Here is a 7,382-nt window from a genome sequence, read left to right as displayed (position 1 = left end):
GGCGGGCGGTGCGGTTGGAGACGAGGGGCAGCGCCGGGGCGTGCGCGGTGACGGAGCGCACGACGGCACGGAAGGGGGCGAGTGCGGGGTCCATGTCCGGGGAGTGGAAGGCGTGCGAGACCTTCAGCCGCTTCACCCGTACCCCGCGTCCGGACCAGTCGGCGGTGACCGCCTCCACGTCCTCCGCGGGACCCGACACCACGACGGCGCGCGGGGAGTTGACGGCGGCGAGGACGACGCGGCCGCCATAGGGCGCGAGCGAGGCGGCGACCTCTTCCTCCCCGGCGTCGACGGCGCTCATGGCGCCGCCGGGCGGAAGCCGGTGCATGGCACGGGCGCGGGCGGCGACGACGGCGCAGGCGTCCGGGAGGGACCAGACCCCCGCCGCGTGGGCGGCGGCGAGTTCCCCGACGGAGTGCCCGGCGAGCAGGTCGGGGTACACGCCCCAGGACTCCAGCAGGCGGAACAGGGCGGTCTCGACCGCGAACAGCCCGGCCTGCGCGAATCCGGTCTCGTGCAGCCGGCCGGCCTCGGCGCTGCCTTCGGCGGCGAACACGGCGTCGGCGACGGGCATCTTGAGCTCCGGGCCGAGGTGGGTGTCGAGTTCGGCGCAGGCCGCGTCGAAGGCTTCGGCGAACACCGGGTAGGCGGCGTGGAGTTCCTGTCCCATGCCGGCGAACTGGGCGCCCTGGCCGGGGAAGAGGAAGGCGATGGCACCGCCGTTGCCTTCCTCGACGGCGGCGTCGCGCTCGCCGTCGGCGAGTGCGCCGAGTTCGGCGGCGAGCCGCCCGGGCGGGGCGACGAGCACGGCACGGTGGGAGAGCAGCGCGCGGCGCGTGGCGAGGGCCAGTCCGGTGTCGGCGGGGTCGGCCGGAGACGCGGCGAGGTGGTCGCGGAGCGCGGCGGCCTGGGCGCGCACGGCGTCCGGGCCCTGGCCGGAGAGCAGCCAGGGGACGACGGGAAGGGCGGCGCGGCTCCGGTCCTGCGAGCCGGTGCCGGTACCCGGGGCGGCGGCCGGTGACTCCTCCACCGGGGGCGCGGCCTCCAGCACCACGTGCGCGTTGGTACCGCTCATCCCGAACCCGGAGACGCCGGCCCGCCGGGCCCGCTCCCCCGCGGGCCACTCCCGCTCCTCGCCGAGCAGCCGGACGGCGCCGGAGTCCCAGTCGACGGCGGGAGTGGGGGCGTCGACGTGCAGTGTCCGTGGCAGGACGCCGTGCCGCATCGCCATCAGCATCTTGATCACCCCGGCCATGCCCGCCGCGCCCTGCGCGTGCCCGAGGTTGGACTTGACCGACCCCAGCCACAGGGGGTCGCCACCGCGCCCCTGGCCGTAGGTGGCCAGGAGGGCCTGGGCCTCGATGGGGTCGCCGAGCCGGGTTCCGGTGCCGTGCGCCTCGACCGCGTCGACATCGCCGGGGCCGAGCCCGGCGTCGGCGAGCGCCGCCCGGATGACGCGCTGCTGGGAGGGGCCGTTGGGGGTGGTCAGCCCGCTGGAGGCACCGTCGGAGTTGACCGCGCTGCCACGGATCACGCCGAGGACGGGGTGGCCCAGGCGCCGGGCGTCGGAGAGCCGTTCGAGGACGAGCAGCCCGGCGCCCTCGCTGAACCCGGTGCCGTCGGCGGCGGCCGCGAAGGGCTTGCAGCGGCCGTCGGCGGCGAGGCCGCGCTGCCGGGAGAACTCCACGAACACGGCGGGTTCGGTGATGACGGCGACGCCGGCGGCGAGCGCCATGGAGCACTCCCCGGCGCGCAGGGCCCGGACGGCGAGGTGCAGGGCGACCAGCGAGGAGGAGCAGGCGGTGTCGACCGTGAGGGAGGGCCCCTCGAAGCCGAAGGCGTAGGAGAGACGCCCGGAGACCACGCTGCCCGCCTTGCCGGTGCCGAGGTAGCCCTCCAGGTCGTGCGGGGTTCCGGCGTACCGGGCCCCGTACTCGGTGGCGCTGATGCCGGTGAAGACGCCGACGTCCCCGCCGCGCAGGGTCTCGGGGTCGACCCCGGCGCGTTCGAAGCCCTCCCAGGCGAGTTCCAGGAGCAGCCGCTGCTGCGGGTCCATGGCCAGGGCCTCGCGCGGCGAGATGCCGAAGAAGTCGGCGTCGAACCCGGCGACGTCGTCGAGGAAGCCGCCCCGGCAGGCGGTGATGGAGCCGCGTGCGTCGGGATCGGGGTCGTGGAGGGCGGGCCCGTCCCAGTGGCGGTCGGGGGGGAAGTCCCGGATGGTGGCGGTGCCGTCGGCGACCACCCGCCACAGGTCCTCCGGGGAGCGCACCGCACCCGGGTAGCGGCAGCTCGCCGCGACGACGGCGACGGCCTCGCCCGCGCCTCCCGTGGCGCCGGGGCGGGCGGCGAGCTGGGCCCGGGCCTCCCGGAGTTCCGCGGTCACCTTGTTGAGCAGTTGCCGTATGCGGTCGTCCGCCACGTCCTGTCGTCCTTTCGCTTCCGCCGGGCTGGGGGGTGGGTGCCGTGGGCGGTGGGTCAGGTGATGCCGAACTCGGAGGCGAGCAGCGCCACGATCTCGTCGTCGGTGGCCTGCTCCAGGTCGTCGTCCGCGTCGCCGCCGGGGCCCGCCTCGCTCTCCGGCGCGAGGGCGGTCAGCAGGTGGTCGGCGAGCGCGCGGGGCGAGGGGTGGTCGAAGGCGGCGGTGACGGGCAGGGTCAGCCCGGTCGCGGCGCAGATCCGGTTGCGGAACTGCACGGCCGCCAGCGAGTCGAAGCCCTGTTCGCGGAAGCCGCGGCGGGGGTCGACGGCTCTGCTGTCCGCGTGCCGCAGCACCTCGGCGGTCTGGTCGAGGACCAGTTGCCGGAGCACCCGGAGGCGCCCGGCCGCGTCGGATTCGGCGAGCCGGCGCAGCAGCGCGTCCGGGCCCTCACCCCGGTGGCCGGCGTCGTCGCGTCCGGCGGTGGCCTCGGGAAGCTCGGAGAGCAGTGGCGGCACGGCGGGGCCCGCCAGCGTGGCCCAGTCGACATCGCACACGATGACGGTGGTCTCGTCGTGGTCGAGGGCCCGGCGCAGCGCGGCGAGCGCGGTCGCCGGCCGGAGGTCGTGGACCCCGGGGCGGGCGACGTCGGGGCGGTGCGCGTCGGGGGCGTCGGGACCGTCGGGGACGGCCCAGTGGCCCCAGGCCACGGCGGTCGCGGTCAGGCCCGCCGCGCGGCGGGCGGTGGCGAGCGCGTCGAGGACGGCGTGGCCGGGCGCATAGGTGGCCTGGCCCGCGGTGCCGAGCGTGCCGCCCAGGGAGGAGAAGAGCACGAAGGCGTCGAGGTCGAGGGCGGCGGTCGCCCGGTGCAGGGCGAGCGCGGCCCCGGCCCGGGCGCGCAGCACACGGCGGACCCGTTCGCCCGAGGCGGTGCCGATCGTGGCGTCGTCGAGGACGCCACCGGCGTGGACCACGGTACGGAGGGGGGCGCCGCCGGGAAGTGTGTCGAGGAGGGCGCGCAGGGCCTCCTCGTCGGCGGGGTCGCAGACGACGGCCCGTACGGCGTCCGCGTGCGGAGCCGGCGCGTCCGGAGCGCCGGGCGGGGTGAGGAGGAGCACCTGGGCGGCGCCGTTCTCGGCGAGCCAGTCGGCGACGATCCGGCCGACGGGGGTGTCCCCGCCGGTGACGAGGGCGGTGCCGCCGGGTCGCCAGGCGCGGCGCGGGGCGCCGGGCGGCGGGGCGTGGCGCAGCCGGCGGGTCCAGGAGCGGTCGGGGCGCAGCGCGATCTCGTCCTCGCCGGTGTGCCCCGCGAGGACGGCCAGGAGCCGGCGGCCGGTCTCCTCGTCCAGGGCGCCCGGTGCCGCGTTCTCCGGTGCGTGGTGGGCGGCGGGCAGGTCGATGACTCCGCCGTGCGCTTCGGGCAGTTCGGCGGCGATGACCCGGGCGAGCCCCCAGAGGGCGGCCTGCCCGGGGTGGGGTACGGCCTCGCCCGGGGCGACGGCCACCGCGCCCCGGGTGACGAGCCAGACGGGCGGGTGGGGCCGGCCGTCGTCGCCGAGGGCCTGGAGCAGCCGGAGGGTCGCGGTCAGGGCGTCGCTGCCGTCGTCGCCGTGGGAGCCGCCCGCGTCACCCGGATCACCCGCGTCACCCGCCGCCTCCCGGAGGGCGAGCAGCGAGAGCACGCCGTCGGCGTGTTCCGCCGGCCCGCCCAGCCGTGCGGCGAGTTGGTCCCGGGTCGCCTCGTCCGGGACGGGCACCTCCACGACCTCGGTGCCGCTCGCGGTCAGCAGCTCGCGCACGGCACGGACGACGCCGTCGGTCGGGGCCTCGGGCACCGCCAGCAGCCAGCGACCGCCCGGCGACGGCGCGGGGCGGGCCGTGCCCGGGACGGGGCGCCACTCGGTCCGGTAGCGCAGCGTGTCCGCGCGCGCGGCGTCCTCACCGGTGGCGCGCCAGGAGTCCAGTGCCGGCAGCAGGCCGCGCAGCGCGGCGAGGGCGGTGGCGTCGGCGGCCAGCCCGAGGCGTGCCGCCAGTCCGTCGGCGTCGCCTTCGCGCACGTGCTCCCAGAACTCCCGCTGCCGGTCGTCGCCGGGGGCTCCGGTCTCCGGCGCGGCGTCCGCCGCGGGCTGCTCGGCCCAGTAACGCCGGTGCTGGAACGGATAGTTGTCCAGCTGGACGCGCGGTCCGGGCTCGGTGCCCAGGACGGCTGTCCAGTCCACGGGCACGCCCGCCACATGGGCCTGGGCGGCGGCGGTCAGGAACCGGTCCCAGCCGCCGTCGTCGCGGCGCAGCGTGGGGACGAGGGCGGCTTCGCCTCCGGTGCCGTCGGCGGTCTCCCCGACGGCGGGGAGCAGGACGGGATGCGGGCTGATCTCGACGAAGGTGACGGGGCCGTCGGCGAGGAGGGTCTCGGTGGCGGAACGGAAGGAGACGGTGCCGCGCAGGCTGGAGTACCAGTAGCCGCCGTCGAGTTCGCCGTCCTCGACCCAGCTGCCGGTCAGCGCGGACAGCATGGGGATGTGCGGGGCGTGCCCGGTGACGGGCGCGAGGTCGCGTTCGATCGCGGCGCGGATGTCCTCGACCGCGCGGGTGTGGGAGGCGTAGTCGACGGGGACGCGTTTGACGCGGGCGCCGTCGGCGGTGAACGCCTCGGCGAGTGTGTCGAGGGCGCCGGGCTCCCCTGCGAGGACGACGGAGCGCGGGCCGTTGACCGCCGCGACCGCGGCCCGGTCGCCGTGGCCGGTGAGCCGTGCGGCGGCCTCGTCGGCGGAGACCTGCACGGAGAGCATGCCGCCGGTGCCGGCGAGGGCGGTGAGGGCGCGGCTGCGCAGGGCGACCACGCGGGCGGCGTCCTCCAGGGTGAGGGCGCCGGACACGCAGGCGGCGGCGATCTCGCCCTGGGAGTGGCCGAGGACGGCGTCCGGGCGGACGCCGAGCTCCTGCCAGAGCGCGGCCAGGGAGACCATCACGGCGAAGAGCGTGGGCTGGACCACGTCGACCCGCTCCAGCCCGGGGGCGCCGGGCCGTCCGTGCACCACGTCGTCGAGGTCCCAGTCGGTGTGCGGGGCGAGGGCCCGGCCGCACTCGGCCAGACGGCGCGCGAAGACGGGGCTCTGCCCGGCCAGCTGCCGGGCCATGCCCGCCCACTGGGCTCCCTGGCCGGGGAAGACGAACACGGTGCGGGCGCCGGGGCGCGTGGTGCCGGTGGTCGTCGCGGGCGAGGGGCGGCCGGCGGCGAGGGCGGTGAGGTCCGCGAGGGTGACGGCACGGCCGCCCGCACCGTCCGTCCCTCCCGCACCGTCCTCGTCGTTCACGGCGAGGACGACGGCGCGGTGCTCCAGGGAGGCGCGGCGGAACAGCAGTTCACGCGCGAAGTCGGCGACCGGGGTGGTGGCGCCGTCCTCCAGCCGTCCGGCGAGCAGACCCGCCTGGGCACGCAACGCGCCCGCGTCCCGGGCGGACAGCAGCAGCGGCACCAGCGGCGGCGGGGGCGTCGCGGCGGCAGGAGCGGCCCCGGGAGCGGCGGCCGGCTCGGCGGGCGCCTCCTCCAGCACCACATGGGCGTTAGTTCCGCTGACACCGAAGGAGGAGACGGCTCCGCGCCGCAGGCCCTCCTCGCGGGGCCAGTCCCGCGCCTCGGTGAGCAGCCGGACCTCGCCGCCGTCCCAGTCGACGTGTTCGGTGGGCCGGTCGACGTGCAGTGTGCGCGGCATCCGGCGGTGCCGCAGGGCCTGGATGACCTTGATGGCTCCGGCGACACCCCCGGCGGCCTGGGCGTGCCCGAGGTTGGACTTCACGGAGCCGAGCCACAGCGGGTCGGCCCCGTCGCGTTCCCGGCCGTAGACGGAGAGGAGTGCCTGGGCCTCGATGGGGTCGCCGAGCCGGGTCCCGGTGCCGTGCGCCTCGACGAGCTGCACCCCGGCGGGGCTGACGCCGCCGTCGGCGAGCGCGGCCCGGATGACGCGTTCCTGGGCGGGGCCGCTGGGTGCGGTCAGCCCGTTGGAGGCGCCGTCCTGGTTGACGGCGGTGCCACGGACGACGGCGAGCACGCGGTGCCCGTTGCGGCGCGCGTCGGAGAGCCGTTCGACGAGGAGCAGGCCGACGCCCTCGGACCAGCCGGTGCCGTCGGCGGCGGCGGCGAACGGCTTGCAGCGCCCGTCGGGGGCGAGTCCGCGCTGGCGGGAGAACTCCACGAACGGCGTGGGAGCGGCCATCACCGACACCCCGCCGGCCAGCGCCATGGTGCACTCCCCGGACCGCAGCGCCCGTACGGCGAGGTGCAGGGCGACCAGCGAGGAGGAGCAGGCGGTGTCGACGGTGACGGCGGGCCCCTCCAGGCCGAAGGTGTAGGCGATGCGCCCGGAGGCGACACTGCCGGCGGTGCCGTGGCCGAGGTAGCCCTCCAGCTCGCCGGGGACCGTGTCCAGCCGTCCGATGTAGTCATGGTGGATCTGCCCGGCGTAGACGGCGACGGCGTCGCCGCGCAGCGAGTGGGGGTCGATCCCCGCGTCCTCGAAGGTCTCCCACGCGGTTTCCAGCAGCAGCCGCTGCTGCGGGTCCATGGCGAGGGCCTCACGCGGGGAGATCCCGAAGAACGCCGCGTCGAAGTCGCCCGCGTCGTGCAGGAATCCGCCCTCGCGGACGTAGCTGGTCCCGGTCCGGTCGGGGTCGGGGTCGTAGAGGCGGTCCAGGTCCCAGCCCCGGTCGGTGGGGAAGGGGCCGACGACGTCGCGTTCGCGGTCGACGAGCCGCCACAGCTCCTCGGGGCTGTCCGCGCCGCCGGGGAAACGGCAGGCCATGCCGACGACGGCGATCGGGTCGTCGTCGCCGTCTCCGTCCTCGTACCCGGTCCGGTCCGCGTGTTCCTCGCGCGCGCTGGCCGCCGGTGCGGTGTCGGCGCCCGTCGGTGTCGCGGAGGCGGGCCCGTCGTCGTCCCCGAGCGTGCGCAGCAGGTGCTCGGCGAGGG

1 protein-coding gene and 1 pseudogene are annotated in these 7,382 nt (G+C 77.2%); both read right to left on the bottom strand.

Going from position 1 to position 7,382, the window contains the following annotated elements; genetic code table 11:
• Positions 1 to 2,398, bottom strand: a pseudogene (locus E0D90_RS21485) (type I polyketide synthase); the annotation flags it as partial.
• Positions 2,399 to 2,475: 77 nt separating this feature from the next.
• Complete coding sequence (locus E0D90_RS28055; RefSeq protein WP_438827430.1) at positions 2,476 to 7,230, bottom strand: type I polyketide synthase; 4,755 nt, start codon at positions 7,228 to 7,230, stop codon at positions 2,476 to 2,478.
• Positions 7,231 to 7,382: the final 152 nt, after the last annotated feature.

This window comes from Streptomyces otsuchiensis, from assembly GCF_004305975.1.
Classification (GTDB): Bacteria; Actinomycetota; Actinomycetes; order Streptomycetales; family Streptomycetaceae; genus Streptomyces; species Streptomyces otsuchiensis.
Note: the sequence above shows the minus strand (reverse complement) of the source record. Positions and strands in the feature narration are given on the sequence as shown.